Source organism: Microbacterium halophytorum (genome assembly GCF_002970975.1).
In the GTDB taxonomy this organism is placed as follows: Bacteria; Actinomycetota; Actinomycetes; order Actinomycetales; family Microbacteriaceae; genus Microbacterium; species Microbacterium halophytorum.
Map to the genome: position 1 here is coordinate 222,397 of NZ_KZ672982.1, position 25,956 is coordinate 248,352.

Below are 25,956 nucleotides of genomic sequence, written 5' to 3' on the forward strand. Positions count from 1 at the left end.
CGGAGAAGTCAGTCGATATCCGGCCCAACACCTCCGCGGCGCACCGGCCGCCGCGCCGGTGTGGGTTCACCGGCGCCCTGCACAAGGAGGCTCTCGGGAGCGGAGACGTCGTGCGTCAGCTCATCCGGGCCGTGAGATGGCTCTCCATCGCGACTCCGCGGGCGCCTCAGGGGAATTCCGCGGCGCCTTCGCCATCACGTGCCCACTCTAGGGCATCATCCGGATGCCCTGTGCATCACTCGGATGCCCCCGCACCGACGGTCTCCTCGAGCGCTCTGCCCCTGAGGTCGGCCAGGCCCCAGGCGCTCGCCGCCGCGATCGCGAAGCAGATCGCGAACACCGTGAAGACCAGCCCCGCACCGCCCAGCCCCAGCGCCCACGGGGTGAACAGGGGCGCCACGATCGACGCGATCCGGCCCACGGCGGCCGCCGCCCCCGCGCCCGTCGCCCGCACGGCGGTCGGATACAGCTCGGGCGTGACGGCGTAGAGCGCGCCCCAGGCACCGAGGTTGAAGAACGACAGCAGGCAGCCGAACAGCAGGATCTGCCACACCTCGCCCGCCGTGCCGAAGGCCATGGCCGAGGCCGCGGAGCCGATGAGGAAGACCGACAGCGTCGCGCGGCGACCCCAGACCTCGATGAGCCATGCCGCGACGGCGTAGCCGGGCAGCTGCGCGAGCGTGATGATGAGCGTATAGCCGAAGGAGCGGACGAGGTCGAAGCCCTGCGCGACGAGGATCGACGGGATCCAGATGAACGCTCCGTAGTACGAGAAGTTCACGAAGGCCCACACGGCCCACACCGAGAGCGTGCGCCCGGCGAGCCCGCCGCGGAACAGGTCGGCGACCCGGGTGCGCTGCACCGTCGCCTCCCCCGCCGGCGCGTCCTGCGCGGGGGCGCCCTGCTCGTCCTCGATCGCGCGGACGATGCGGTCCGCCTCGACGACGCGGCCCTTCGACGCCAGCCAGCGAGGGGATTCCGGGAGCCCGAGGCGCACGACGAGTGCGTACAGCGCCGGTATCGCACCGAGCGCGAAAGCCCACCGCCAACCGCCCTCGAGCGGAACGACGAAGTACCCGATCACGGCCGACGCCGTCCACCCCAGCGCCCAGAACGCCTCGAGGATGACGACGATGCGGCCCCGGATGCGCGCGGGCGCGAATTCGCTGACGTACGTCGAGGCGACGGGGAGCTCGGCACCGAGGCCGAGGCCGACGACGAACCGCAGCACGAGCAGCAGGGCCACTCCCCCGACGAGCGCACTGGCGCCCGTCGCCAACCCGTACACCAGCAGGGTGATGGCGAACACCTGCCGGCGGCCGAGCCTGTCGGCGAGCAGACCGCCGAGGCTCGCCCCGATGGCCATGCCGATGAAGCCGACCGAGGCGATCCACCCCGTCGTCGAACCGTCGAGGCCCCACTCGGCCGCGAGGGCGGCGATGATGAACGAGATGAGGCCGACGTCCATCGCGTCGAGTGCCCACCCGATGCCGGAGCCGCCGATCACGCGGCCGTGCGTGCGCGACAGCTTCAGGCCGTCGAGGCGCGAGGAAATGGTCATAGTGACCATTCTACGAGTCCTGTAGTGCGCGGTCGCCGGATCAGCCCGCCGACAGCGCCGAGCGCAGCGTGTCGAGACCGACTCCGCCCAGGCCGAGCGCCCTGCGGTGGAAGTCGCGAAGCGAGAACTCCGCGCCCTCGCGGGCGCGCGCCTCGTCGCGGATCTGTTCCCAGATGCGCTGACCGACCTTGTACGAGGGCGCCTGGCCCGGCCAACCGAGGTAGCGGTTCACCTCGAACCGGATCTCCTCATCCGGCATGTTGACGTGGCTGCGCATGAACTCCAGCGCATAGTCGCGGTCCCAGGTGCCGCCGCTGCCGGGGCGGGGCTTGCCCAGGTGGACACCGATGTCGAGCACGACCCTGGCCGCGCGGAAGCGCTGGGCGTCGAGCATGCCGAGCCGGTTCGCCGGATCGTCCATGTAGCCCAGCTCGTCCATCAGCCGCTCCGCGTACAGCGCCCACCCCTCGGCGTGGCCGGAAGTGCCGGCGAGCAGCCGCCGCCACGCGTTCAGGGACGCCCTGTTGTGCACTGCCTGGCCGATCTGGAGGTGATGCCCTGGCACTCCCTCGTGGTAGACGGTCGTGAGCTCGCGCCACGTCTCGAACTCGGTGACGCCGGCGGGAACCGACCACCACATCCGGCCGGGCCGGGAGAAGTCGTCCGTCGGGCCCGTGTAGTAGACGCCGCCCTCCTGGGTGGGCGCGATCAGGCATTCCAGCGTGCGCAGCTCGTCGGGGATGTCGAAGTGCGCGCGACCGAGCTCCTCGACGGCGCGGTCGCTCGTCTCCTGCATCCAATGGCGCAGCGCCTCCGTGCCGTGGAGCTTGTGATCCGGCGACGCCTCGAGGTGCGCCACCGCCTCGCGCACCGTCGCACCGGGGAGCACGCGGCCTGCGGCCGCCTCCTGCTCGGCGACCATGCGGGCGAGCTCCTCCATGCCCCACTCGTACGTCTCGTCGAGGTCGATGCGGGCGCCGAGGAAGGTGCGCGAATGGAGCGCGTACAGTTCGCGCCCCACGCCGTCCGTCTCTCCGGCGACGGGCGCCAGTTCGGAGGCCAGGAACTCGCGCAGCGCGGTGTAAGCCTCGCGCGCGGCGCGGCGCCCGCGCGCGAGGTCGGCCCCGACGGCGCCGCCGAGCGCCTCGTCGCTGCCGAATGTCGCGAAGAAGCCCGTGTCGGCGGTCATGCGGTCGAGCTGGGCGATGACCTCCGCGACCTGATGCCGCGCCGGCACGTTCGCGGCGGCCATTCCCTCACGCAGCGTCTCGGTGTAGCCGGCGAGCGATGCGGGGATCGACGCCAGGCGCGCCGCGATGGCCGCCCAGTCCTCCGCGCCGTCGGTCGGCATGAGGTCGAGTGCGTCGCGGATCATCTGCGGCGGGCTCTCGATCACGTTGAGGTCGCGGGCGTTCCACCCCGCCTCCTCGAGCGCGATCGAGTCGTCGAGCGTTGCGACGAGGTCGGCCTGCGTGACGCGGTCGACGTCATCCGCGGGCTCCGCGGCGAGCAGCTCCGACCTCGCCGCGCGCGCCGCTTCCCGTGCCTCGGCGCGGCCGGCGGGCCCGTAGTCCGCGAACGCCGTGCGCCCCGCATCGCGCCCGATGTACGTCGCGGTGATCAGGTCGAGTCGCGTCTCGGTGTCGACCCAGGCCTCGGCGATCCGGTCGACCGCCGTCTGGCTGCGCCGCTCGGCCATCAGTGGGCCGCCTCGTTCCAGTCGTCGCCGTGGCCGACCTGGACGTCGAGGGGCACCGAGAGCTCGGCCGCGCTCCCCATGCGGTCCCTGACGATCTTCTCGACCGCGTCCCACTCCCCCGGCGCGACTTCGATCACGAGCTCGTCGTGGATCTGCAGCATGATGCGCGAGCCGAGGTCGGCGAGATCCTCGTCGATCCTGATCAGCGCGATCTTCATGATGTCGGCGGCGCTGCCCTGGATCGGAGCGTTCAGCGCGGCGCGCTCGGCGTTCTCCCTGAGCACGCGATTGGGGCTCTTCAGGTCGGGGAACGGCCTCCGACGGCCGAAGATCGTCTCGGTGTAGCCGACCTCGCGCGCTGCCTCGACCGAAGCGCGCAGATAGTCGCGCACGGCGCCGAAGCGCGAGAAGTAGTCGACCATGAGCTGCTTCGCCTCGCGCTGCTCGATGCGCAACTGCTTCGCGAGGCCGAATGCCGACAGCCCGTACACGAGCCCGTACGACATCGCCTTGACCTTCGACCGCATCTGCGAGGTGACGTCCTCCGGCTCGACCCCGAACACGTGCGAGCCGACGTAGCGGTGCAGGTCCTCTCCCGAGTTGAACGCCTCGATGAGGCCGGGGTCGCCCGACAGGTGCGCCATGATGCGCATCTCGATCTGCGAGTAGTCGGCGGTCAGCAGCGTCTCGTATCCCTCCCCGACTTCGAAGGCCGCCCGGATGCGCTTCGATTCCTCCGTGCGGACGGGGATGTTCTGGAGGTTCGGGTCGGTGCTCGACAGGCGTCCCGTCTGGCTCCCCGTCTGCACGTAGGTCGTGTGCACGCGGCCCGTGTCGTCGATAGCGGCATCGAGGCCGTCGATGATCTGCTTCAGCTTGGTCGCCTCGCGGTGCCGCAGGAGCAGGTCGAGGAAGGGATGATCGGCTTTGTCCTTCAGGTCGGCCAGCGCCGCCGCGTCCGTCGTGTACCCCGTCTTCGTCTTGCGGGTCTTCGGCAGGTCGAGCTCGACGAAGAGCACTTCCTGCAGCTGCTTCGGCGAGCCGAGGTTCACTTCGTGCCCGATCGTCGCGTACGCCTCCTGTGCCAGGGCGCCCGCCCTCTCCCCCAGTTCGGCGGAGAACGACGACAGCTTCTCGTGCGAGACGGCGACGCCCGCGAGCTCCATGCCGGCGAGGGCCTCGGTCGTGGGCAGCTCGATGTTCGCGAGCAGGGTGCGCTCGCGCTCCGGGAGCGCCTCCGAGACGGCGACGGCGACGCGCTGTGTGTACCAGGCGAGCTCCCCGACGCCCGCGCCCTCGTGCTCGGGAACCAGCTGGTTCTTGTCGGCCTCCGGCAGCTTCTCGCCGAGGTATCGGTCGACGAGGTGCGCCAGCGTCTTGTCGGGGAAGGAAGGCTGCGCGACCCACCCGGCGATGAGCGGATCGGCGGCGAGGCCGGCGACCTCGAGGCCCGCACGGCGCAGGGCCTTGAGCTGCGGCTTGGAGTCGCACAGCGCCTTCGGCGCCGTCGAGGCGAACCACGCGCGGGCGGCATCGGCGACGTCATCGCCCCACGCCGATTCGACGATCTTCTCGGCGGTGGCGAAACCCGCGCGTGTCGGCAGGCCGCCCTCGACCTCGACCGACACGCCGACGGTGCCGTCTGCGGCGGCGAGCCACGCCGCCAGCCCCTCGGCGTCCGGCCGCTCGACGACCGGCGCCGCAGTCTGCGGGGCCGCCTCGTCATCCGTCGCGCCGCCGAGCTGCTCGAGCACGCGCGTGAGGAGCGAGCGGAAGGCGAGCTTCGAGAAGATCTCCCGCACCGCCGGCTCGTCGGGAGCTCCGAGCTCGAGGGCGTCGAGCTCGACGGGCACGTCGATGTCGTCGAGCAGGCGGTTGAGGCGCCGGTTCCGACGCACGTCCTCGATGTGGTCGCGCAGGTTCTGCCCCACGACGCCCTTGATGTTCTCGGCGCCGTCGAGGACCGCCTCGAGGCTGCCGAACTGCGTCAGCCACTTGACGGCGGTCTTCTCGCCGACCTTGGGGACGCCGGGCAGGTTGTCGGCCTTCTCGCCGACGAGGGCCGCGATGTCGGGGTACTGCTCCGGCGGAACGCCGTAGCGCTCCTCGACGGCGGGCGGGTCGTAGCGCTTGAGCTTCGACACGCCCTGCACCGACGGGTACAGGAGCGTGACCCGGTCATTGACGAGCTGGATCGCGTCGCGGTCGCCCGAGCAGACGAGCACGTCGTACTCGGCCTCGGCGCCGCGGCGTGCGAGCGTGGCCAGGATGTCGTCCGCTTCGAAGCCGTCCTTCTCGAGGACCGTGATGTTCATGGCCTCGAGCGCGTCCTTCAGCAGCGGGATCTGGCCCTTGAACTCCGCCGGCGTCTCCTGACGCCCCTCCTTGTAGTCGGGGTACTCCTCCTTGCGGAACGTCTTGTCGGACACGTCGAACGCCACGGCGACGTGCGTCGGGGACTCGTTCTTCAGCAGGTTGATGAACATCGAGAGGAACCCGTGGATGCCGTTGGTGTGCTGGCCCTCTGGGTTCACGAAAGTGTCGACGGGCAGCGCGAAGAACGCCCGGAATGCCAGCGAGTGGCCGTCGACGATGAGCAGAGTAGGCTTTGCGGAGTCCGTCACCCCTCCAGACTATCTATGGGGACGGACATTTCTACGGGCGCGGCGGCGACACGGCCGCGACGCCGCACGGACACCGCGAGGAGCGAGATGGCGCACGAAGACGGGCTTGCCTGGGTGAACGGGCGAGGGATCGGCGCGCTCGCCGAGCGGATGGGCATCCGGTTCACCGAGTTCTCGCATGAGCGCTGCGTCGCGACGATGCCCGTCGAGGGGAACACGCAGCCGGTCGGTCTGCTGCACGGCGGCGCGTACGTCGTGCTGGGCGAGACGATGGGCTCGATGGCGGCGAACTACCACTGCGGCCCCGGCCGCCTCGCCGTCGGCGTCGACATCAACGCGACCCACACCGCGAGCGCGGTCACGGGCGAGGTGACGGCGGTGTGCACGCCGATCCACTTGGGCGGTTCGCTGACGGTGCACGAGATCGTTGTGACGAACTCCGACGGCAGGCGCTGCTCGACCGTTCGCATCACGAACGCGATCCGGGACCGCCGGTAGGCACGACCCCCGGATGCGCAGAACCCCCGTCGCGAGACGGGGGTTCTGCGCTGAGTGCTCAGTGCTCGGATCGGTTCGCAGGTGCGTCGGTCGTCCCTCGCGCCCCTCTGCCCGGTGCTGCGCACCGAGCAGAGCCTCCGGCGCGAGGGGCCCTGGCGGAGGAGGAGCGGGCCCTCCAGGCCAGCGACGACGACAACGCCGCGAACGGCGTGCCTGCGGACCGATCAGCCCTTCTTGGGGGCGAGCTGCTCGATGATGGCCTTAGCGACGTCCTGCATCGTGAGGCGGCGGTCCATCGACGCCTTCTGGATCCAGCGGAACGCCTCGGGCTCGGCGAGCCCCATCTTCTCGTTCAGGAGGCCCTTGGCCCGGTCGACGAGCTTGCGGGTCTCGAAGCGCTCGACCATGTCGGCGACCTCGGCCTCGAGCGTGATGAGCTGCTCGTGGCGGGCGAGGGCGATCTCGATCGCAGGAAGCAGGTCGTTCGGGGTGAACGGCTTGACGACGTAGGCCAGGGCGCCCGCCTCGCTGGCGCGCTCCACGAGCTCCTTCTGGCTGAAGGCCGTCAGCAGCACGACGGGCGCGATGTTGCCCTTGCTGAGCTTCTCTGCCGCCGAGATGCCGTCGAGCTGCGGCATCTTCACGTCCATCACGACCAGGTCGGGGCGCAGCTCCGTCGCGAGCTGAACGGCCGTCTCACCGTCACCGGCCTCGCCGACGACGTCGAAGCCGTTGTCCCGGAGGATCTCCACGATGTCGAGACGAATCAACGACTCGTCCTCCGCCACGACGACGCGGCGCGGTGCGCCGGCAGTCGCCTGCTCGTCCTTCTGCTCTTCGCTCACTGTCTCATCCTAATCACGACGCGCCCTCGCGGAACTGAACCGCGCCTGAATACGCCCATCGATCTGACCACACGCGCCTCGAGCGCTCAAGGGCCGCCCCTCCCGCTGTCCCGCCCACCTGCACCGCCGCAGTCTCAAACAACGCGCCTAGATCGCGTCTTCTCCCGCGTCATTCGCGACCGCGGCAGCCGTACGCGCGAAGCCGCACCAGCCCCGACCCCAGCAGACATCCCGGCCCGCGCCGCAGGTCTCGGCACGATCTTTCCCGCGAAGCGGGGAAGATCGCATGCCGAGACCGAGGACTCCGAAAGGCGACGACGAGAAATGGCCGCCCTTCAGGCGGCCATTTCTCGTGCCGGCGGTGGGACTCGAACCCACACACCCTTACGGATAACGCATTTTGAGTGCGTCGCGTCTACCATTCCGCCACGCCGGCAGGCAGCGGGCCCGCCCGAAGGCGAGCCCGCTGCAGACGCTACCAGATCACTGCTTCTGGTAGACCGGGGCCGCTCCCCCGACCGCGTCCCCGACCCGGTGCACGCGCAGGTCGTTCGTCGAGCCGGCGATTCCGGGAGGCGAACCGGAGATCACGACGACCTTGTCACCGGCCTTGGCGAGATCGTTCGCGAGCACGTACTCGTCGACCTGGTGGAACATCTCGTCGGTGTGGTCGACCATGTCGACGATCGTCGATCGGACGCCCCACGTGAGCGCCATGCGGCGGCGCGTCTGCTCGATCGGCGTGAAGCCGATCATCGGGATGCGGGAGCGCAGGCGCGACAGGCGGCGCGCCGAGTCGCCCGACTGCGTGAAGACGCACAGCAGCTTCGCATCGACGAACTCCGCGACCTCGATCGCGGCCTTCGTGATGACGCCGCCCTGCGTGCGCGGGTGGGTCGTCAGCGGCTCGATGCGCTCGAGTCCGTGGTCCTCCGTCGACGCGACGATGCGCGCCATCGTCTCGACGGTCGTCACGGCGTGTGCGCCGACGCTCGTCTCACCCGAGAGCATGACCGCGTCCGCACCGTCGAGAACGGCGTTCGCGACGTCGCTCGTCTCGGCGCGGGTCGGCACGGGGTTCTGGATCATCGACTCGAGCATCTGCGTCGCGACGATGACGGGCTTCGCGAGCCGGCGGGCGATCGAGACCGCCTGCTTCTGCACGAGCGGAACTGCCTCGAGCGGCAGCTCGACGCCGAGGTCGCCTCGGGCGACCATGATGCCGTCGAAGGCCTCGATGATCGGCTCCAGCGCGTCGACGGCCTGGGGCTTCTCGATCTTGGCGATGATCGGGCGGCGCACGCCCTCCTCGTCCATGATCTCGTGCGCGCGCTCGACGTCGGCGGCGTCGCGGACGAACGACAGCGCGATGATGTCGCAGCCCTTGCGGAGGGCCCAGCGGAGGTCCTCCTCGTCCTTCTCGCTCAGCGCCGGCACGTTCACGGCGACGCCGGGGAGGTTGATGCCCTTGTTGTTCGACACGGGGCCGGGCACGACGACCTTGGTCGTCACGACGGTGCCGTCGGTCTCGACGACCTCGACGCGCACCTTGCCGTCGTCGATCAGGAGGAAGTCACCGGGCTTGACGTCCTGCGGCAGACCCTTGAACGTCGTCGAGACGAGCTCCTTGGTGCCGGGCACGTCCTCCACGGTGATCTTGAAGATGTCGCCCTCTGCGAGCTCGTGCGGCCCATCGGCGAACTTGCCGAGGCGGATCTTCGGGCCCTGCAGGTCGGCGAGGATCGCGACCGGCTTCTCGAACTCGGCGGCTGCGCCGCGGACGTTGGCGTAGTTGTTGTCGTGGACCGAGTGGTCGCCGTGGCTCATGTTCAGGCGAGCGACGTCGACGCCCGCCTCGATGAGATCACGGACGGTCTCCTGGGTGGACGTCGCCGGCCCGAGGGTCGCGACGATCTTGGCACGTCTCAAATTTCACACCTTCCGCACGTGTGCTGGATGGGCGGGTCGACTGGAGGATCCGCACGATCGCCGCGCCCGCCGATGTGCGGCCCACCGGGTCGATGGGCCGCACTGGCCATGCTACAGGCCGATGGGGGCGTCGCTCGGCGCGACCGGGACGGGGAGGGAGGTCTCGCCCATGAGGAACTCGTCGACCTTCGCGGCCGCCGCGCGGCCCTCGGCGATCGCCCACACGATGAGCGACTGACCGCGACCGGCGTCGCCCGCCACGAACACGCCGGGCTCGGTCGCCTGGAAGTGCTCGTCGCGCTCGACGTTGCCGCGCTCGCTGAAGCGGGTGCCGAGCTGCTGCTCGAGCTCCGCGCGCTCCGGGCCCGTGAAGCCCATCGCGATCAGCACGAGGTCGGCGGGGATCTCCCGCTCGGTGCCGGCCTTGGGCACGCGCTTGCCGTCGAGGTACTCGGTCTCGGCGACGCGCAGCGCGCGCACCTCGCCCGCGTCGTTGGAGAGGAACTCGACGGTCGACGCGAGGAACGCCCGCTCGCCGCCCTCCTCGTGCGCCGACGACACCTCGAACACCGTCGGCATCATGGGCCACGGCTGGTGGTCGGGGCGCGACTCGGACGGCTGCTTGCCGATCGCGAGGTTCGTGACGCTCAGCGCGCCCTGGCGGTGCGCCGTTCCGATGCAGTCGGCGCCGGTGTCGCCGCCGCCGATCACGACCACGTGCTTGCCCTCTGCCGTGATCTGACCGGGGACGGCGTCTCCCGCGGTCGCGCGGTTCGACTCCGTCAGGTACTCCATCGCGAAGTGGACGCCCTCGAGGTCGCGGCCTGGCAGCGGCAGGTCGCGCGGCACGGTCGCACCCGTTGCGACGACGACGGCGTCGTAGCGGCCGCGCAGCTCGTCCCACGTGATGTCGGTGCCGATCGCGACCCCCGCGCGGAAGCGCGTGCCCTCGTCGCGCATCTGGCGGAGCCGCTGCTCGAGGTGCTGCTTCTCCATCTTGAAGTCGGGGATGCCGTAGCGCAGCAGGCCGCCGATGCGGTCGTCGCGCTCGTACACCGCGACGGTGTGGCCGGCGCGCGTCAGCTGCTGCGCCGCGGCCAGGCCGGCGGGCCCGGAGCCGACGACGGCGACCGTCTTGCCCGTCAGCCGCGCGGGCGGCTGCGGCTCGACCCAGCCGTGCGCGACGGCCTCGTCGATGATCGACACCTCGACCTGCTTGATCGTCACGGCGGGCTGGTTGATGCCGAGCACGCACGCGCTCTCGCACGGCGCGGGGCAGAGCCGACCGGTGAACTCCGGGAAGTTGTTCGTCGCGTGGAGCCGATCGATCGCCGCGCGGGAGTCGCCCCGCCAAGTGAGGTCGTTCCACTCGGGGATGAGGTTGCCGAGCGGGCAGCCCTGGTGGCAGAACGGCACGCCGCAGTCCATGCAGCGGCCGGCCTGTCGCTTGAGCACGGCGGAATCGCCCGGCTCGTAGACCTCTTTCCAGTCCATGATCCGGACGGGGACGGGCCGCCTCGCGGGCAGCTCGCGCTGGGTCGTGGTCAGGAAGCCCTTGGGGTCAGCCATGGGTCACCTCCAGGATTCTGTTCCAGACGACGTCGCCGTCGGGGTCGAGCCCCTCGTCGATCGCGTCCTGTCGGGTCTGCAGCACGGCCGCGTAGTCGCGCGGCACGATCTTGGTGAATTCGGCCGCCGCCTCCTCGAGGTCCTCGAGCAGGCGCGCGGCGGTCTCGGAGCCGGTGTGCGCTTCGTGCTCCTCGAGCAGGTCGCGGAGGATCTCGATGTCGCCCGACCCCAGCTGCGTCAGCTGGAGTTCGCCGGAGGCGAGCGAATCGGCGTTCACGAGCTCGCGGTCGAGGCGGTGGACGTAGGCGGTCCCTCCCGACATGCCGGCGCCGAGGTTGCGCCCCGTGCCGCCCAGGATGACGGCCAGCCCGCCCGTCATGTACTCCAGCGCGTGATCGCCGACGCCCTCGACGACCGCCGTCGCGCCGGAGTTGCGCACGAAGAAGCGCTCGCCGACGACGCCGCGGAGGAACATCGATCCGGATGTCGCGCCGTACCCGATCACATTGCCTGCGATCACGTTCCGGGCCGCGTCGAACGACGCCGCCCTCGGCGGGCGGACGATCACACGGCCGCCGGACAGGCCCTTGCCGACGTAGTCGTTCGAGTCGCCCTCGAGGCGGAGCGTGATGCCGGCGGGGAGGAACGCCCCGAACGACTGCCCGGCAGAACCCGTCAGGCTCACCGAGATCGAGTCGGGCGGCAGCCCGTTCGCGCCGTGCGCCTTCGTGACGTGGTGGCCCAGCATCGTGCCGACCGACCGCGCGGTGTTCCGCACGGGCAGCTCGATCTCGACGCGGCCGCCGGAGGAGATCACCCCGCGGGCGCGTTCGATCAGCTCGACGTCGAAGTGCTCGCCGAGCTCGTGGTCCTGCTGCCTGACGTTCCTGCGCGACTCCGAGTCGGCGAACTCCGGCCCATAGAGGATCGGCGACAGGTCGAGCCCGTCGGCCTTCCAGTGCGAGACGGCGCCGTCGATGTCGAGCAGGTCGGCGCGCCCGACGGCCTCGTCGATCGAGCGCAGGCCGAGCGAGGCGAGGTACTCCCGCACCTCCTGGGCGATGAACTCCATGAAGTTCACGACGTGGTCGGCCTGACCCGTGAAGCGCGAGCGCAGAGTCGGGTTCTGGGTCGCGACGCCGACGGGGCACGTGTCGAGGTGGCAGACGCGCATCATGATGCATCCGGTCACGACGAGCGGAGCCGTGGCGAAGCCGAACTCCTCCGCGCCGAGCAGCGCCCCGATCACGACGTCGCGGCCCGTCTTCATCTGGCCGTCGACCTGCACGACCACGCGGTCGCGCATCCCGTTCAGCATGAGCGTCTGCTGCGTCTCCGCGAGGCCGAGCTCCCACGGCGTCCCGGCGTGCTTCAGCGAGTTCAGCGGGCTCGCGCCCGTGCCGCCGTCGTGGCCGGAGACCAGGATGACGTCGCTGAGCGCCTTGGCGACGCCTGCCGCGACCGCGCCGATGCCCGACTGGCTGACGAGCTTGGTGTGGATGCGCGCATCCGGGTTCGCCCGCTTGAGGTCGAAGATCAGCTGCTTGAGGTCCTCGATCGAGTAGATGTCGTGGTGCGGCGGCGGCGAGATCAGGCCGACGCCCGGCGTCGCATGCCTCGTGCGCGCGACCCACGGGTACACCTTGCCGGGGGGCAGCTGGCCGCCCTCGCCGGGCTTCGCGCCCTGGGCGAGCTTGATCTGGATGTCGTCGGCCTGCGTGAGGTACATGCTCGTCACGCCGAAGCGGCCGGAGGCCACCTGCTTGATCGAGCTGCGCCGCTCCGGGTCGACGAGGCGATCGAGATCCTCGCCGCCCTCGCCCGTGTTCGAGCGCGCGCCCAGGCGGTTCATGGCGATCGCGAGGGTCTCGTGCGCCTCCTTCGAAATGGAGCCATAGCTCATCGCGCCCGTCGAGAACCGCTTCACGATGCTCGCGACCGACTCGACCTCGTCGATCGGGATGGGCCTGACGCCCTTCGTCTTCATCCGGAACAGCCCGCGCAGCGTTTTCAGCTCGGCGGCCTGGTCGTCGACGAGCTTCGTGTACTCGCGGAAGATGTCGTATCGACCCGTGCGCGTCGAGTGCTGGAGGCGGAAGATCGTCTCGGGGTTGAACAGGTGCGGCGAGCCGTCGCGGCGCCACTGGTACTCGCCGCCCGTCCACAGCCGCTCGTGCGCGCGCGGGGCGCGGTCCGAGGGGTAGGCGAACGCGTGCCGCGCCGCCGTCTCCGCGGCGATGTGCTCGAGCCCGATGCCCTCGATCTTCGTCTCCGTGCCCGTGAAGTAGGCGTCGACGAGCTCGTGCGAGAGACCGACTGCCTCGAAGACCTGCGCGCCCGTGTACGACGACACGGCCGAGATGCCGATCTTCGACATGATCTTGAGCACGCCCTTGCCGAGCGCGTAGATCAGGTTCCGGACGGCCTGCTCCTCGGTGACGCCCGAGATCACGCCGCTGCGGACGAGCTCCTCGGCCGACTCCATCGCGAGGTACGGGTTCACGGCGCTGGCGCCGTAGCCGAGGAGCGTTGCGACGTGGTGCACCTCGCGCACGTCGCCCGCCTCGGCGACGAGGCCGACGGCCATCCGGGTCTCGTTCCGGATGAGGTGGTGGTGCACCGCTGAGACGGCGAGCAGCGACGGAATCGGAGCGTACTCCTGGTCGCTGTCGCGGTCGGTGATGACGAGGAATTGGGCGCCGTCCGCGATCGCACGGTCGGCCTCGCGGCACATCTGCTCGATGCGCTTCTGCATGCCCTTCGCACCGGACGAGACGCGGTACAGGCCCGAGATCGTGACGCACTTGCGCTCGGGGAACGACGTCGAGATGTGCTGGATCTTGGCGAGCTCATCGTTGTCGATCACGGGGAAGTCGAGGCTGATCGCCCAGGCGTGCTCCGGGCCCCACGTGCAGAGGTTGCCCTCGCTGCCGAGCTTGGTCCTCAGGCTCGTCACGACCTCTTCGCGGATGGAGTCGAGCGGCGGGTTCGTCACCTGCGCGAACTGCTGCGCGAAGTAGTCGAACAGCAGGCGGGGGCGGCTGCTCAGCGCCGCGATCGGCGCGTCGGAGCCCATCGCGCCGATCGGCTCGGCGCCCTTGGCGCCCATGGGGCCGATCAGGATCTTCAGCTCCTCCTCCGTGTAGCCGAAGGTGCGCTGGCGGCGGCGCACCGACGCGACCGGGTGGACGAGGTGCTCGCGCTCCGGCAGGTCGGCGAGGCGGACCGTGCCCTCTTCGAGCCACTTCGCCCAGGGCGCCGAGGTGGCGATCTCCTTCTTGACCTCGGCATCCGAGCGGATGCGCCCTTCGGCCGTGTCGACGACGAACATCGTTCCCGGCTGAAGGCGGCCGCGGCGCGCGATGCGCTCCGGCTCGAACTCGAGCACGCCCGTCTCACTGCCGACGACGACGAGGCCGTCGGTCGTGACCGTCCAGCGGCCGGGGCGGAGGCCGTTGCGGTCGAGCGTCGCGACGACCTGAGTGCCGTCGGTCGCGAGCAGGGCCGCCGGGCCGTCCCACGGCTCCATGAGGCCCGCGTGGTAGTCGTAGAACGCGCGCACGTCCTCGTCCATCTCGGCCTTGCGCTCGTACGCCTCAGGAACCATCATCATCATGACGTGCGGGAGGCTGCGGCCCGTGAGCTCGAGCATCTCGAGCACTTCGTCGAAGGAGGCGGAATCGCTCTCGTCGTCGGAGCAGATCGGCAGGATCGGCTCGATCTCACCGAGGACATCGCTCGCCAGCTGCGACTGGCGCGCGCGCATCCAGTTGCGGTTGCCGCTGACGGTGTTGATCTCGCCGTTGTGCGCCATCATGCGCAGCGGCTGCGCGAGCGGCCACGACGGGAAGGTGTTCGTCGAGTAGCGCGAGTGCACGACCGCGAGCTCGCTCGCGAAGCGCTCGTCCTGCAGATCGAGGTAGAACGGCTCGAGCTGGAGGGTCGTGACCATGCCCTTGTAGCCGATGGTCCTGGCCGACATCGTGACGAAGTAGGCGGCGGCCTCGTGCTGCGCGCGCTTGCGCAGCCGGTAGGCGCGGCGGTCGAGCTCGATGCCGCGCAACGGCTCCTGGTGCCCCGCCTGCGCGCTCGCGACGAACAGCTGCTCGATGGCCGGCTGCGCATCGCGCGCCAAGCGGCCGAGGTGGGAGGGGTCGACCGGAACGGTGCGCCACCCGAGCACGTGCAGGTTCTCGGTGGCGGCGATGCGCTCGATCTGGCGCTTCTGCTTCTCGCGCTCGAGGCGATCCGTGGGCAGGAAGGCGCAGCCGGCGGCGTACTCGCCGACGGGGGGAAGGTCGAAGTCCAGCTCGTCGCGGAAGAACGCGTCCGGCATCTGGAGCAGGATGCCCGCGCCGTCGCCCGTGCCGGCGTCGGAGCCGATGGCGCCGCGGTGCTCGAGGTTGCGGAGTGCTTCGAGTGCGAGCGCGACGATGTCGTGTCCGGCCGTTCCGCGCAGCGTGGCGACCATCGCGAGACCGCACGCGTCCTTCTCGAAACGCGGGTCGTACATGCCCTGGCGCGGGGGGTAGGCGCCGCTGGCGCCGTAAGGGGGCTGGAAGTACATCCTGTGACCGACTTTCCCTCGATGCGGAAACGAAAGCGGATGACGGCCCGTCGCCCGGCCGTCATCCGCGAATTCGTTCCCGTTCCCCTTGGAGAAGGGAAAGCAGGGGTCAGATCATCGCGATGCTTGTGGCGACGGCTCGGTCGTGGCAGCCGCGTCAGCCGGGTCGCTGACGTCGACGTAGTCATCTTCGCTGGAGTTTATGTCGCCCACGTTACGGGCATGTTTCCCGGCACGATAGGGCGACGGCTCGACGCCCGTGTGGCGCCTGCCCTGCACGATGATGATCGCAAGACCGATGATAACGGCAGCGATGGACGCCCACACATTCGTGCGCAGGCCGAGGATGACCTCGCTCGGGTCGATCCGGATGCTCTCCCACACGATGCGGCCCGCGCCGTACCAGACGAGGTAGAGGCCGAACAGGCGCCCCCACTGCATCGCAGCCCTGCGGCCGAGCCAGAACAGCACGATCACGCCGAGCACGTTCCAGATCACCTCGTACAGGAAGGTCGGGTGGAAGAGCGTGCCCGGTTCGAGGCCGGCCGGGATCGCCGGGTTCGTGTCGTCGACCTCCAGGCCCCACGGCACGTCGGTGGGCAGGCCGAACAGCTCCTGGTTGAACCAGTTCCCGAACCGCCCGATCGCCTGCGCGAGCAGCAGCCCTGGCGCGAGGGCGTCGGCGAAGGTGAAGAACCGGATGCCCGTCCAGCGGCAGCCGAGCCACGCGCCGATGGCGCCGCCGATCAGCGCGCCGTAGATGGCGATGCCGCCCTCCCAGATCGCCCACACGGAGCCGGGCTCCGAGATGTTCCAGGGGTTGGATCCCTCGCCGAAGTAGAAGTCGGGGTGGGTGGCGACGTGGAAGATGCGCGCGCAGATGATCGCGAGCGGCACGGCGAGCAGGGCGATGTCGATGACGACCCAGGGCTCGGCACCGCGCTTGGTGAGCCGGCGGTTGGCGATGAGGGTCGCGACGATGATGCCCGCGATGATGCACAGCGCGTAGATGTGGATCGTGAACTGGCCGAACGTGAACGGCCCGATCGTCCACGGCCCGAAGTCCCACGTCCACGAGCTGATCGGCGGGGACGGGATGCTCGAGGCCACGGAGGCCAGTGCGGAAGACAGCATGATCGCGAGTCTAGTTCTCCTGGTGAGGCGGTTCTGTCAGCGAACTGTGGGCGGCGGGCCGCTCAGCGGCGGGCGCCGGCCGTCAGGTCGCGGGTGAGGGAAGCGACGGCGTCCACGCCGCCGTCGCGGAGCGCTCGCACGAGCGCCGTTCCGACGATCGCGCCGTCTGCGTAACCGGCGATGTCGGCGACCTGATCCGGCGTCGAGACCCCGATGCCGACGCACGCGAAGATGTCGCTGTGCTCGCGGATGCGGCCGACGAGCTCGCGCGCCGCGCGGTCGAGCTCCTTGCGCTCGCCCGTGATGCCCATCCGGGACACCGTGTAGACGAAACCGGTGCTCGACCCCGTGACCATGTCGAGGCGCTCGTCAGTCGAGGTCGGCGCCGCGAGGAAGATGCGGTCGAGGCCCGTCCGCTCGCTCACGGCGATCCAGTCCGCGGCCGAATCCGGCGTCACGTCGGGCGTGATGAGCCCGGCACCGCCTGCGGCGACGAGGTCATCGGCGTAGCGGTCGAGGCCGTACTGCACGACGAGGTTCCAGTACGTCATCACGACGACGGGGACGTCGGTGCGCTCGGCGACCGCACGCACGGCCGTGAAGAGGTCGCGCGTGCGGAACCCTGCCTCGAGCGCCGCGTTCGTCGCTTCTTGGATGATGGGGCCGTCCATCACCGGATCCGAGTACGGCGGGCCGAACTCGATGACGTCGGCGCCGTTGTCCGCGAGGGCGACGGCGGCTTCGACGCTCGTGTCGAGGTCCGGGAATCCAACGGGTAGGTAGCCGATGAACGCGGCGCGGCCGTCGTCGTGCGCCGCGCGGATGGCATCGTGGACGCGGCTCATGCGCCGACCTCCTCTGCGTCGTCGTACAGGCCGAACCAGCGAGCGGCGGTGTCCATGTCCTTGTCACCCCTGCCAGAGAGGCACACCGCGATCACGGCGTCCTCCCCCAACTCGCGGCCGATCCGGATGGCACCGGCCAGCGCGTGCGCCGATTCGATGGCGGGGATGATCCCCTCCGTGCGACTGAGCAGGCGAAGGGCCTGCATCGCCTCGTCGTCGGTCGCGGGGATGTAATTCGCCCGACCGATCGACGCGAGCCACGAGTGCTCGGGGCCGACGCCCGGGTAGTCGAGGCCGGCGGAGATCGAGTGCGACTCGATCGTCTGCCCGTCCTCGTCCTGCAGCACGAAGGTCCGCGCCCCGTGCAGCACGCCGGGCCGGCCGCGTTCGATCGACGCCGCGTGGCGCTCGGTGTCGACGCCGTCGCCGGCCGCCTCCACGCCGATCAGCGCGACGGCCGGGTCGTCGATGAAGGCGTCGAACATGCCGATCGCGTTGGAGCCGCCGCCGACGCAGGCGACCACGGCATCCGGAAGCGCTCCCGTCGCGGCGAGCAGCTGCTCGCGGGCCTCCTCGGAGATGACCTTCTGGAAGTCGCGCACCATCGCGGGGAACGGGTGCGGGCCGGCGGCCGTCCCGAAGATGTAGTTGGTCGTCGCGACGCTCGCCACCCAGTCGCGGTACGCCTCGTTGATCGCGTCCTTGAGCGTGCGCGAGCCCGTCGTGACCGGCACGACGTCGGCGCCGAGCAGGCGCATGCGCGCGACGTTCAGCGCCTGGCGCTCGGTGTCGACCTCGCCCATGTAGATGGTGCACTCCAGGCCGAACAGCGCGGCGGCCGTGGCGGTCGCGACGCCGTGCTGGCCGGCGCCCGTCTCGGCGATCACCCGCGTCTTTCCGAGCCGTTTCGTCAGCAGGGCCTGCCCGAGCACGTTGTTGATCTTGTGGCTGCCCGTGTGGTTCAGGTCCTCGCGCTTGAGGAAGACGCGCGCGCCGCCCGCGTGCTCGGCGAAGCGGGGCACCTCCGTAAGCGGCGACGGGCGCCCGGCGTAATCGCGCAGCAGCGCGGCGAGCTCGGAGGTGAACTCCGGATCCTTCATGGCCTGCTCGTGCGCCGCGGCGATCTCGTCGACCGCCGCGATCAGCGGCTCCGGCATGAACCGGCCGCCGAACTCGCCGAAGAACGGCCCCTGCTGGTCGCGCAGATTCGTCATGATCCCGCCTCCAGGAATCGGGTGAGGGTCGCGACGGGGTCGCCGGTCACCAGCGCCTCGCCGATCAGCACCGCGTCGGCACCCGCCGCGCGGTAGTGGGCGACGTCGGCCGGCTCCTTCACGGCCGATTCCGCGATGCGGATCGTGCCGTCGGGGATGCCGCCGGCGAGCCGGCCGAACAGGTCGCGGTCGAGCTCGAACGTCGACAGGTCGCGGGCGTTCACGCCGATGAGCGCGGCCCCGAGGGACGCCGCCCTCGCGACCTCGTCCGCCGAGTGCGCCTCGACGAGGGGCGTCATGCCGAGCTCGACGATCAGGGCGTACAGGCGCTCGAGCGTCGACTGATCGAGGGCCGCGACGATCAGCAGCACCAGGTCGGCGCCGGCCGCGCGGGCCTCGAGCACCTGGTACTCGGTCGCGATGAAGTCCTTGCGCAGGACGGGGAGCGACACGCGCTCCTTCACGGCGGTGAGGTCGGCGAGCGAGCCGCCGAAGCGCCGCTGCTCCGTGAGCACGCTGACGACGGCCGCTCCCCCGCGCTCGTACGCGGCGGCCTGCGCCGCGGGGTCGGGGATCTCAGCGAGGGCTCCGCGCGACGGGCTCGCGCGCTTGACCTCGGCGATGACCTTCACGCGACCGGCGGGCGAGAGCGCGGCGACGGCGTCGCGCGCCGCCGGCATCGCGAGCGCCGCGGCCTCCACGTCCGCGAGGGGTCGCTCGGCCTCACGGGACCGCGCGTCCTGCACCGACCCGTCGGTCAGATCGGCGAGGAGCGACATCAGTGCGCCTTGGGCTGGTACTTCGGGCCGTTGATGCCGAAGCCCGCCTTCTTCATCACGAAGCCCACGATGGGACCGATGATGAAGACGACGGCGCCGACGATGAGCACGGGCCAGTTCGCCACGAACAGCCCGACCGTCGCGATCGACAGACCGACGATCATCAGGAGGACGTTCGCCCAGGCGGCCGGAGAATGGCCGTGACCGGGATCGGCGAGGGTGTTGCTCATGCTGAAGCGCCTTTCACAGGGTGGGGGTTCCGTGGTCGAGTCTATCGGTTGCGCGCCGGCGCCCGCGTCAGCGGGTCGGGTCTTCGCCGTGCGACAGGTCGTCCCACGAGTCGATGGGATCGATCGGCCCCGCGGCGGGGGCGTGCGGGGTCGTGTCGAAGCGGCGGCCGCCGCTGCGCCAGAGGTGGGCGGTCGCGAGGACGAAGGCACCGGCGAGCACGACGACGACCGAGGCGACGAGGCACACGAGCGGCCAAGCCGTCTGGTCGATCGAGCTCACGATGTCGGCGATCGCCTCGTCCCCCGCGAGGCCCGTGTGCTCCGTCACTGACACGGCGTACGCGGACACCGGCGGGCCCGTCACGATGGGAAGGATCGCGGCGACGAGGCCGACGCCCGCGGCCGTCGCGAGCGCGCCGAGCACGTACCGCAGCACGCGGCCGACGAGGGTCAGGACGAGGGAGAGCGCCAGGACCGCGAGCGCCAGCGGCTGTGCCATGGGCGGCGCGTCGCTGCCGCTCACGGGGAACACCCTCTGCGCCTCGGCGATCGAGACGCTCAGCCAGGTCTGCGTCGTCCCGAGCAGCACGAGGCCGCTCGCCGCCATCAGCAGCACGACGGCGAGGAGCTTGGCGCGGCGGGCGAGGAACCCCGTCATGCGCCGCCCGCCACCGGCGCGAGGTCGCGCTCGGGGTGCTCGCCCGTGTCGAAGCACGTGCGCGTTCCCGTGTGGCACGCGGCGCCCTCCTGGTCCACTTCGAGCAGCACCGTGTCGGCGTCGCAGTCGACGCGGGCCGAGACGACGCGCTGCGTGTGGCCCGACGTGTCGCCCTTGCGCCACAGCTCGCCGCGGGAGCGCGACCAGTAGACGGCGCGGCCCGTCGTCAGCGTCAGCCGGAGGGATTCGCGGTTCATCCACGCCATCATGAGCACCTCGCGGCTGTCGTACTGCTGCACGACCGCGGGGACGAGACCGTCGGCGGTGAAGCGCACGCGGTCGATCCGCTCGTCGACGCCCGTCATCGCACGACCGCCCCGTCGGCCGCCATCGCGGCCTTGACGTCGCCGATCGTGAGGTGGCCGGTGTGGAACACGCTCGCCGCCAGCACGGCATCGGCGCCTGCGGAGATCGCGGGGCCGAAGTGCTCGGCCTCCCCCGCTCCCCCCGACGCGATGACCGGCACGCTCGAGAGCGCGCGGACGGCGCTGATCAGCTCGAGGTCGAAGCCCTCCCGCGTTCCGTCCGCATCGATCGAGTTCACGAGCAGCTCGCCCGCGCCGCGCTCGACCGCCTCGCGCGCCCATTCGAGGGCATCGAGGTCGGTCTCCGTGCGGCCCCCGTGCGTCGTCACGACGAAGCCGGACGCCGTGCGGTCCGAGCGCTTGATGTCGAGCGAGAGCACGAGCGCCTGCGCGCCGAACCGGTCGGCGATCTCGTCGAGCAGCCCGGGGCGGCGGATGGCGGCGGAGTTGACGCCGACCTTGTCGGCGCCCACACCCTGAAGGCGCGCGACGTCGTCGACCGAGCGCACGCCGCCGCCGACCGTCAGGGGGATGAACACCTGTTCCGCGGTGCGCCGGACGACGTCGTACATCGTGGCCCGGTCGTCGACCGTCGCGGTCACGTCGAGGAAGGTCAGCTCGTCGGCGCCCTGCGCGAAGTACTCGGCGGCCAGTTCGACGGGGTCGCCCATCTCGCGCAGGTTCTGGAAGTTGACGCCCTTGACGACGCGGCCGTCCGCGACGTCGAGGCACGGGATCACCCGCGTGGCGACATCCGGCATCTCAGAGCCTCGCGTTGTTGATCTCGGTCACGAGCAGGGCGCGCGCACCGAGCTCGTACAGCTCGTCCATCACGCGGTTGATGCTCCTGCGCTCGAGCATGACGCGCACGGCGACCCAGTCGAGGTCGCGCAGCGGCGAGATCGTCGGCGATTCCTTGCCCGGTGCGATCTCGGCGGCCTGGTCGATGAGGTTCTGCGGCAGGTCGAAGTCGAGCATCACGTATCGGCGCGCGACGAGCACGCCGCGCAGGCGCCTCACCAGGCGGTCGATGCCGGCGGCCTCCTTGGGCGACCGGATGAGCACGGCCTCCGACTGGAGGAGCACGTCGCCGAAGATCTCGAGGCCGGCCTGGCGCAGCGTCGTGCCCGTCGAGACGACGTCGGCGACCGCGTCGGCGACGCCGAGCTCGATCGCCGACTCCACGGCGCCGTCGAGGCGGACGACGTCGACCGTCACGCCGCGCTCCGCGAGGAACGACTGGACGAGGCCGGGGTAGCTCGTGGCGACGCGCACGCCCGCCAGGTCCTCGAGCTCGCGGAAGCGGCCGGGCCGGCCGGCGAAGCGGAACGTCGAACCGCCGAAGCCGAGCGCCTCGATCTCCTCGGCGGGCTGCTGGGTGTCGAGCAGCAGGTCGCGGCCCGTGATGCCGACGTCGAGGGCGCCGGACGCGACGTAGGTCGCGATGTCGCGCGGGCGGAGGTAGAAGAACTCGACGTCGTTCGCCGAGTCGATGAGGTGGAGCTGCTTCGAGTCGCGGCGGGTGGCGTACCCTGCCTCGTCGAGCATCTCGATGGCGGTCGTCGAGAGTGATCCCTTGTTGGGAACGGCGATGCGGAGCATGGCGTCTTTCTGTCTGCGGTGTCTGGCGGGCGGTGGCGCGTCAGAGATGTCGGTAGACGTCCTCGGGGCTCAGCCCCTTGGCGATCATCATCACCTGCAGGTGGTAGAGGAGCTGCGAGATCTCCTCGGCTGCCTCTTCGTCGGACTCGTACTCGGCGGCCATCCAGACCTCGGCGGCCTCCTCGACGATCTTCTTGCCGATCGTGTGGATGCCGGCGTCGAGCTCGCGAACGGTGCCCGAACCCTCCGGCCGGGTGGCTGCCTTCTCGGTCAGCTCCGAGAACAGGGAGTCGAAGGTCTTCACGGTCCCAGGCTACCGGCTGGCGCTGACAGCTCGGTCCATCCCCGCGCCGGGGCGCCCGTGGACATGCGCCTGAGCGAGCGCGCGGAGATCCCCGATCGCCTTCTCGACGTTCTCCTGCCCGAACACGGCGGATCCCGCCACGAACGTGTCGGCGCCTGCCTCGGCCGCCTGCTCGATCGTGCCCGGCTGGATGCCGCCGTCGACCTGCAGCCAGACGGCCGAGCCCGCCTTGTCCGCCTTCTTGCGCAGCTGCTGGAGCTTGTGCATCGTGCCCGGGATGAACGACTGGCCGCCGAAGCCCGGCTCGACCGTCATCACGAGGATCTGGTCGAACTCGTCGAGGTAGTCCAGCAGCGGGTCGACGTCGGTGCCCGGTTTGATGGCGACGCCGGCGCGAGCGCCGATCTCGCGCAGGTGCCGCGCAAGGGCGATCGGCTCGCCGGCCGCCTCGAGGTGGAAGGTCACGCTGGCCGCGCCGATCTCGGCGTAGCCGGGCGCCCATCGGTCGGGGTCATCGATCATCAGGTGCACGTCGAGCGGCACTGGGCTCGTCGCCTGCACCCGCTCGACCATCTGCTGGCCGAACGTCAGGTTCGGCACGAAGTGGTTGTCCATCACGTCGACGTGCACGAAGTCGGCGGCCGCGATGCGGCCCAGCTCCGCCTGCATGTTGGCGAAGTCGGCTGACAGGATGCTCGGATTGATGCGCGCGGTCACCCCGCGATTATCGCAGAGGCACCGGGCGCCGCGCGCGAGCGAGGAAGAACCGCAGTATCGAGGACGAACCCCGCGAAGAGCTCCTCGAAGTCGCTGAATCTCCTCGATACGGCGCGAGCACAGGCTCGGTGCGTTCTGCGAGCGCTGTGGCTACCCGCGCTTGCGCAGCAGCGCGAGGAACATCGCGTCGGTGCCGTGGCGGTGCGGCCAGAGCTGGGCGCGGCCAGAGCCGTCGGCGGGGGCCGCCAGGTCGATCTCGCCGACCGACACCGCCCGGACGGCCGCGCGTGCGTCGAGCTCCTCGAGCTCGTCGCCGAGCTCGTCGCGGATGCGCGAGACGACCGCCGCCGTCTCGGCAAGGTGCGGGGAGCACGTGACGTAGGCGATCACGCCGCCCGGCTTCAGCGCGACGACGGCCGCGCGGAGCAGCTGCTCCTGCAGACCGGCGAGTTCAGGGACGTCCGAGGTCGTCTTCCGCCAACGGGCCTCCGGGCGGCGGCGCAGGGCGCCGAGACCCGTGCACGGCGCGTCGACCAGGATGCGGTCGTACGCCCCCGGCCGCTCGGCCGCGAGTTCGCGCCCGTCGCGCTCGGCGACCGAGACCTCGCCAGGCACCGCCTCGAGGGCCCGTCGGACGAGGCCGGCACGGTGCGGTGACACCTCGTTGGCGTCGAGCACGGCGCCCGCCCGCTCGGCCTCGGCCGCCAGCAGCGCGGTCTTGCCGCCGGGGCCGGCGCACATGTCGAGCCAGCGTTCGCCGTCGGCCGTCGCTCCCCCGAGCCGCGACAGCGCGAGCGCGACGAGCTGGGAGCCCTCGTCCTGCACCCGGATGCGGCCGCCGCTGTCCCTGACGAGCGGCTCCGGGTCGCCGCCCATGAGGCCGAAGCCCGTCGGCGCGTACGCCGTGCGCGGCTCGACCGGCTCCGCGAGGCCCGGCAGCGCCGCCATCGTCACGCGAGGGGCCGTGTTGTCCGCCTCGAGCAGGGCCTCCAGCTCGTCGGCACGGCCCTCAGCCGCCAGCGCGCGGCGGAACGCCCGGATGACCCACACGGGGTGGGAGAACCGGATCGCGAGGCGCTCGTCGTCCGAGCGGGCCGCCTCCGTCGCGACCTCGAGCCAAACTTCGAACGTGCGCTCGCCCACACGGCGCAGCACGGCGTTGGCGAATCCTGCGGGCCCGCGTCCGCCTGCCTCGCGCGCCAGCTCGACCTGTTCGTTCACCGCCGCGTGCGGCGCGACGCGCGTGGCCAGGAGCTGGTGCGCACCGAGGCGGATCGCGTCGAGCACGGCCGGGTCGATCTCGTCAGTCGCGCGCTTCGCCGCCATCCGGATGATCGCGTCATAGGTTCCGAGGCGCCGCAGGGTGCCGTAGGTCAGCTCGGTCGCCAGCCCGGCGTCGGCGCCGTCCAGGCCCGCGCGCTCGATCTCGCTCGGCAGCAGCAGGTTGGCATAGGCGTCGTCGGCGGCGACGGCGCGGAGCACGACGAACGCGACTCTGCGTGCGTTCTGCACTCGGGTGCGGCGCTCGCCCCCATTCCGGGGCCGCGCGGGACCATTGCTGCGCTGGCGGTTGTCGCCGCGAGGTTCCGTGCCAGCGACGCGTTGGCTGTGCTGCCCGCGCCGGCCGGCCCCGCGCCGATCACCGTCACTGTCGCGCCGCCGATCTTGGCCGCTTTCGCGGCCCTGCTCCTGACCGCCCTCGTGCTCGCGCCGGCCGTCGTGCCCGCGCTGGCCGCTCTGCCCTTGCCTGCCTGTTCGCTCGTGCCGTCCGCGCTGGGCGTCCTGCCCACGGCCGCCATCGCGCCCGTTCACGAGCCGAGCCTGACGTCGCCGCGCTGACCGCGGAACCAGTCGGCCGCGTTCATCGCGCCTTTGCCGGCCGGTTGCACGCGCGTGAGCAGGATCGTCCCGTCGCCCGTACCGGCGAACACGCCGTCCTTCGCGGCGGCGAGCTCCCCCTGTGCCAGCTCGGGGCCGTCCTCGGCCGCGGTGGCGGCGAGGATCTTGAACCGCTCCCCCTCGTTCGTCGTGTGGCTGCCCGGTTCAGGGGTCACGCCGCGATGCCGATCGAGGACGCGCACGGCGGACTCTTCCCACCGCACGCGGCCGTCGTCGAGAGCGAGCTTCGCCGCGTGGGTCGGCTCGCCCTCCTGCGGTGCCGCGACGGCGGTGCCGTCGGCGATGGCGGCGACCACGTCCGCCGTGAGCTCCGCGCCGGATTCGGCGAGGGCCGCCAGCAGGTCGGCGGTGGTCTCGTCGGGCGCGATCTCGCGCCGCAGCTCGGCGTACACGTCACCGGCGTCGAGCTCGGGCACCAGCTGGAACACGGCGGCACCCGTGACGCGGTCGCCCGCGATCAGGGCTCGCTGCACGGGCGCGGCCCCCCGCCAGCGCGGGAGCAGCGAGAAGTGGAGGTTGATCCAGCCGTGATCGGGCGCGCTCAGCAGCGGCTCGCGCACGAGTCCGCCGTAGGCGACGACGACCGCGAGCTCGGCGCCGAGCGGGGTGAGCGCCGCGGTCTCCTCCTCGCCGAGGCGCGCCGCCTTCAGCACGGGGAGGCCGAGCTCCTCGGCCGCGCGCGCGACGGGCGACGGCGTGAGCACGCGCTTGCGCCCCAGCGGCGCGTCCGGGCGCGTGACGACCATCCGGATGTCGTGACCGGCCGCGTGCAGCGCACGGAGGGTCGGGACGGCGGCATCGGGTGTGCCGGCGAAGATCAGTCTCATCTCAAGGTGCTCCGCGAATCGGGGGCGCGCGCCGGGGCCAGCGCAACGGGTGCTCCCAGCCTAAGACGTGCGCCTGCGAGGCGGGAGGGT

General features: G+C 71.0%; 22 protein-coding genes and 1 tRNA gene. 2 read left to right on the plus strand and 21 right to left on the minus strand.

The window, feature by feature from the left end:
- Positions 1 to 235: 235 nt before the first annotated feature.
- The 3 genes from C0010_RS01060 to polA are packed head-to-tail and all read right to left on the minus strand — an operon-like array spanning position 236 to position 5,884.
- Entirely contained in the window at positions 236 to 1,570 is a 1,335-nt protein-coding gene (locus tag C0010_RS01060; protein WP_105565210.1) for an MFS transporter, read from the minus strand.
- Between the two features lie 31 nt (positions 1,571 to 1,601).
- Positions 1,602 to 3,260: a DUF885 domain-containing protein gene (locus tag C0010_RS01065; RefSeq protein WP_174150307.1), complete on the minus strand. Its 1,659-nt coding sequence runs from the start codon at positions 3,258 to 3,260 to the stop codon at positions 1,602 to 1,604.
- A complete protein-coding gene (polA, locus tag C0010_RS01070; RefSeq protein ID WP_105565211.1) occupies positions 3,260 to 5,884 on the minus strand; it encodes a DNA polymerase I in 2,625 nt (874 codons plus the stop codon). The genes C0010_RS01065 and polA overlap by 1 nt, the downstream gene beginning before the upstream one ends.
- An 87-nt stretch (positions 5,885 to 5,971) precedes the next feature.
- On the opposite strand from polA, the gene C0010_RS01075 reads away from it, so the two are divergent.
- Positions 5,972 to 6,382 carry a PaaI family thioesterase gene (locus tag C0010_RS01075; RefSeq protein WP_105565212.1) on the plus strand — a complete coding sequence of 137 codons (411 nt, stop codon included), beginning with the start codon at positions 5,972 to 5,974 and terminating at the stop codon, positions 6,380 to 6,382.
- Positions 6,383 to 6,606: 224 nt separating this feature from the next.
- Here the strand turns inward: C0010_RS01075 and C0010_RS01080 are convergent, their stop codons facing one another.
- From C0010_RS01080 to C0010_RS01160, 17 genes are all read right to left on the minus strand, one after another.
- Positions 6,607 to 7,227, minus strand: coding sequence for an ANTAR domain-containing response regulator (locus C0010_RS01080; protein WP_105565213.1), 621 nt, complete (start codon positions 7,225 to 7,227; stop codon positions 6,607 to 6,609).
- A 353-nt stretch (positions 7,228 to 7,580) separates the two neighbouring features.
- Positions 7,581 to 7,663: transfer RNA gene (locus C0010_RS01085), tRNA-Leu, on the minus strand.
- Between the two features lie 47 nt (positions 7,664 to 7,710).
- The gene (gene pyk, locus C0010_RS01090; protein ID WP_105565214.1) at positions 7,711 to 9,156 is read right to left on the minus strand and encodes a pyruvate kinase; all 1,446 of its coding nucleotides are present in this window, start codon (positions 9,154 to 9,156) and stop codon (positions 7,711 to 7,713) included.
- 111 nt (positions 9,157 to 9,267) lie between these two features.
- Positions 9,268 to 10,725, minus strand: coding sequence for a glutamate synthase subunit beta (locus C0010_RS01095; RefSeq protein ID WP_105565215.1), 1,458 nt, complete (start codon positions 10,723 to 10,725; stop codon positions 9,268 to 9,270).
- Entirely contained in the window at positions 10,718 to 15,292 is a 4,575-nt protein-coding gene (gene gltB / locus C0010_RS01100) for a glutamate synthase large subunit (RefSeq protein WP_232531660.1), read from the minus strand. The genes C0010_RS01095 and gltB overlap by 8 nt, the downstream gene beginning before the upstream one ends.
- Before the next feature lie 114 nt (positions 15,293 to 15,406).
- Positions 15,407 to 16,426, minus strand: a complete 1,020-nt coding sequence (lgt, locus tag C0010_RS01105; RefSeq protein WP_174150305.1) for a prolipoprotein diacylglyceryl transferase — start codon at positions 16,424 to 16,426, stop codon at positions 15,407 to 15,409.
- Positions 16,427 to 16,488: 62 nt separating this feature from the next.
- Positions 16,489 to 17,271, minus strand: coding sequence for a tryptophan synthase subunit alpha (gene trpA / locus C0010_RS01110; RefSeq protein ID WP_105565216.1), 783 nt, complete (start codon positions 17,269 to 17,271; stop codon positions 16,489 to 16,491).
- Positions 17,268 to 18,485 (minus strand): tryptophan synthase subunit beta, encoded by a 1,218-nt coding sequence (gene trpB / locus C0010_RS01115; protein WP_105565217.1) that lies wholly within the window; start codon positions 18,483 to 18,485, stop codon positions 17,268 to 17,270. The genes trpA and trpB overlap by 4 nt, the downstream gene beginning before the upstream one ends.
- The gene (gene trpC, locus C0010_RS01120; RefSeq protein WP_105565218.1) at positions 18,482 to 19,264 is read right to left on the minus strand and encodes an indole-3-glycerol phosphate synthase TrpC; all 783 of its coding nucleotides are present in this window, start codon (positions 19,262 to 19,264) and stop codon (positions 18,482 to 18,484) included. Before trpC ends, trpB begins: the two co-directional genes overlap by 4 nt.
- Positions 19,264 to 19,494 carry an HGxxPAAW family protein gene (locus tag C0010_RS01125; RefSeq protein ID WP_105565219.1) on the minus strand — a complete coding sequence of 77 codons (231 nt, stop codon included), beginning with the start codon at positions 19,492 to 19,494 and terminating at the stop codon, positions 19,264 to 19,266. Before C0010_RS01125 ends, trpC begins: the two co-directional genes overlap by 1 nt.
- 67 nt (positions 19,495 to 19,561) lie before the next feature.
- Positions 19,562 to 20,152: a Trp biosynthesis-associated membrane protein gene (locus tag C0010_RS01130; RefSeq protein WP_105565220.1), complete on the minus strand. Its 591-nt coding sequence runs from the start codon at positions 20,150 to 20,152 to the stop codon at positions 19,562 to 19,564.
- The gene (gene hisI / locus C0010_RS01135) at positions 20,149 to 20,517 is read right to left on the minus strand and encodes a phosphoribosyl-AMP cyclohydrolase (protein ID WP_105565221.1); all 369 of its coding nucleotides are present in this window, start codon (positions 20,515 to 20,517) and stop codon (positions 20,149 to 20,151) included. Before hisI ends, C0010_RS01130 begins: the two co-directional genes overlap by 4 nt.
- The gene (gene hisF / locus C0010_RS01140) at positions 20,514 to 21,278 is read right to left on the minus strand and encodes an imidazole glycerol phosphate synthase subunit HisF (RefSeq protein WP_105565222.1); all 765 of its coding nucleotides are present in this window, start codon (positions 21,276 to 21,278) and stop codon (positions 20,514 to 20,516) included. Before hisF ends, hisI begins: the two co-directional genes overlap by 4 nt.
- A gap of 1 nt (position 21,279) precedes the next feature.
- Positions 21,280 to 22,119: an ATP phosphoribosyltransferase gene (gene hisG / locus C0010_RS01145; RefSeq protein WP_105565223.1), complete on the minus strand. Its 840-nt coding sequence runs from the start codon at positions 22,117 to 22,119 to the stop codon at positions 21,280 to 21,282.
- 40 nt (positions 22,120 to 22,159) lie between these two features.
- A complete protein-coding gene (locus tag C0010_RS01150; RefSeq protein ID WP_105565224.1) occupies positions 22,160 to 22,423 on the minus strand; it encodes a phosphoribosyl-ATP diphosphatase in 264 nt (87 codons plus the stop codon).
- 9 nt (positions 22,424 to 22,432) lie between these two features.
- Complete coding sequence (rpe, locus tag C0010_RS01155; RefSeq protein WP_105565225.1) at positions 22,433 to 23,140, minus strand: ribulose-phosphate 3-epimerase; 708 nt, start codon at positions 23,138 to 23,140, stop codon at positions 22,433 to 22,435.
- Between the two features lie 150 nt (positions 23,141 to 23,290).
- Positions 23,291 to 24,652, minus strand: a complete 1,362-nt coding sequence (locus tag C0010_RS01160; RefSeq protein ID WP_105565226.1) for a transcription antitermination factor NusB — start codon at positions 24,650 to 24,652, stop codon at positions 23,291 to 23,293.
- A 96-nt stretch (positions 24,653 to 24,748) separates the two neighbouring features.
- On the opposite strand from C0010_RS01160, the gene C0010_RS15200 reads away from it, so the two are divergent.
- Positions 24,749 to 24,979, plus strand: coding sequence for a hypothetical protein (locus C0010_RS15200; RefSeq protein ID WP_105565227.1), 231 nt, complete (start codon positions 24,749 to 24,751; stop codon positions 24,977 to 24,979).
- Here the strand turns inward: C0010_RS15200 and fmt are convergent.
- On the minus strand, positions 24,949 to 25,866 hold the full coding sequence (gene fmt / locus C0010_RS01170) for a methionyl-tRNA formyltransferase (protein ID WP_105565228.1): 918 nt from the start codon (positions 25,864 to 25,866) through the stop codon (positions 24,949 to 24,951). The genes C0010_RS15200 and fmt overlap by 31 nt on opposite strands.
- Positions 25,867 to 25,956 lie beyond the last annotated feature (90 nt).

Excerpts from the sequence above, each read along its gene's own strand:
- C0010_RS01060 (WP_105565210.1), bottom strand. The coding sequence starts at position 1,570 with ATGGTCACTATGACCATTTCCTCGCGCCTCGACGGCCTGAAGCTGTCG.
- C0010_RS01065 (WP_174150307.1), bottom strand. The coding sequence starts at position 3,260 with ATGGCCGAGCGGCGCAGCCAGACGGCGGTCGACCGGATCGCCGAGGCC.
- C0010_RS01075 (WP_105565212.1), top strand. The coding sequence starts at position 5,972 with ATGGCGCACGAAGACGGGCTTGCCTGGGTGAACGGGCGAGGGATCGGC.
- C0010_RS01095 (WP_105565215.1), bottom strand. The coding sequence starts at position 10,725 with ATGGCTGACCCCAAGGGCTTCCTGACCACGACCCAGCGCGAGCTGCCC.
- gltB (WP_232531660.1), bottom strand. The coding sequence starts at position 15,292 with ATGTACTTCCAGCCCCCTTACGGCGCCAGCGGCGCCTACCCCCCGCGC.
- lgt (WP_174150305.1), bottom strand. The coding sequence starts at position 16,426 with ATGCTGTCTTCCGCACTGGCCTCCGTGGCCTCGAGCATCCCGTCCCCG.
- trpA (WP_105565216.1), bottom strand. The coding sequence starts at position 17,271 with ATGAGCCGCGTCCACGATGCCATCCGCGCGGCGCACGACGACGGCCGC.
- trpB (WP_105565217.1), bottom strand. The coding sequence starts at position 18,485 with ATGACGAATCTGCGCGACCAGCAGGGGCCGTTCTTCGGCGAGTTCGGC.
- trpC (WP_105565218.1), bottom strand. The coding sequence starts at position 19,264 with ATGTCGCTCCTCGCCGATCTGACCGACGGGTCGGTGCAGGACGCGCGG.
- C0010_RS01125 (WP_105565219.1), bottom strand. The coding sequence starts at position 19,494 with ATGAGCAACACCCTCGCCGATCCCGGTCACGGCCATTCTCCGGCCGCC.
- C0010_RS01130 (WP_105565220.1), bottom strand. The coding sequence starts at position 20,152 with ATGACGGGGTTCCTCGCCCGCCGCGCCAAGCTCCTCGCCGTCGTGCTG.
- hisI (WP_105565221.1), bottom strand. The coding sequence starts at position 20,517 with ATGACGGGCGTCGACGAGCGGATCGACCGCGTGCGCTTCACCGCCGAC.
- hisF (WP_105565222.1), bottom strand. The coding sequence starts at position 21,278 with ATGCCGGATGTCGCCACGCGGGTGATCCCGTGCCTCGACGTCGCGGAC.
- hisG (WP_105565223.1), bottom strand. The coding sequence starts at position 22,119 with ATGCTCCGCATCGCCGTTCCCAACAAGGGATCACTCTCGACGACCGCC.
- fmt (WP_105565228.1), bottom strand. The coding sequence starts at position 25,866 with ATGAGACTGATCTTCGCCGGCACACCCGATGCCGCCGTCCCGACCCTC.